The sequence below is a fragment of the Microcystis sp. M53603_WE2 genome, from assembly GCF_030065435.1.
This window is the reverse complement of the sequence record NZ_JASJFF010001032.1, coordinates 1-1,173: the sequence shown is the minus strand read 5'-3', so window position 1 is coordinate 1,173 and position 1,173 is coordinate 1. Positions and strand designations below refer to the sequence as shown.

1 protein-coding gene is annotated in these 1,173 nt (G+C 49.2%); it reads right to left on the bottom strand.

Features of this window, described 5'->3' with window-relative positions; translation table 11 throughout:
* Positions 1-66: 66 nt before the first annotated feature.
* The coding region (locus PX481_RS21790; RefSeq protein ID WP_288095938.1) for a TldD/PmbA family protein at positions 67-1,173 on the bottom strand (1,107 nt) is incomplete at its 5' end.

Here is a 1,173-nt window from a genome sequence, read left to right as displayed (position 1 = left end):
GAATTGCCAGATTCTTTCTTGGAGCCTCTTGCCCTCAGAAGCTGTTTACTGTTTACTGTTGACTGTTCACTGAATATCGGCTTCTCCCCCCACCACCACATCGCGGATGCGGAGACTGGGGCCACCGCAGCCGACCGGTAAACCACTTTGACCCCCTTTTCCGCAGCCTCCTGACTCGTCCCAGTAGAAATCATCAGCAATTGCCTCAATATTGCCTAGGGTTTTAAAGACATTACCGGAGAGAGTCACATCTTTAACGGGTTCAGCAATTTCTCCATCGCGAATCATCCAAGCTTCCCCGGCGCTAAAAGTGAACATTTCGCCGTTAGTCATGCCTCCCTGCCAATTTTGGGCATAAACTCCCGTTTTTATGCCCGAAAATAACTCTTTAACCGCAGTGGTTCCCCGTTCAATCCAAGTGTTGGTCATGCGGACAATGGGCGGATAATGATAATTGAGACAACGGGCGTTACCGGTCGGTTTTTCGCCTAATTTGCCCGCCGTTTCCCGCGAATGCAGTCTTCCCACCAAAACCCCATCTTTAATTAACTGAGTCGTCGTCGCGGGGGTTCCCTCATCGTCATAAAAATAACTGCCCCGATGACCTTCTGGACCTGCCCCGTCAAAGATTTGCAGGTTATCTGGTCCGAAACGTTTGCCCATACTCATCACTTCCAAAAGGTCGGGATTTTCGTATAACATATCTGCCTCGGAAAGGTGGCCAAAAGCCTCATGGACGAACAGACCGGTTAAAATGGGATCGATGACGACGGTGTAGGTATCGCCCTTGACAGGGGGCAAAACTAGGGCTTCTACGGCCCGTTTAGCCGACCCTTGCACCTGTTCTTCTAAATTGACCAGATCCTCGAAAGCTTTTCGGGATCCGGTGGTTTCCCGGCCTGTTTGTACGCTGTCCCCATCCCTAGCGGTGGCCGAAAAACGCATTTCTACGTCTGACCATTTTTGTTCGATTAAAGTCCCGTCAGAAGTACCTAAAAGAATATGTTGACTACTATCGCTATAACGGACGGAAGTGGTGGCAATACTGGGATGGTGTTGACGCAGTAAGTTATTATAGCGATCGCAGAGGGCTTTTTTATCGGCTAATGGTACTAAACGGGGATCCGTTCCTGTTAAAGGCAATTCACAACTAATAATTACAGGTTCTACTGG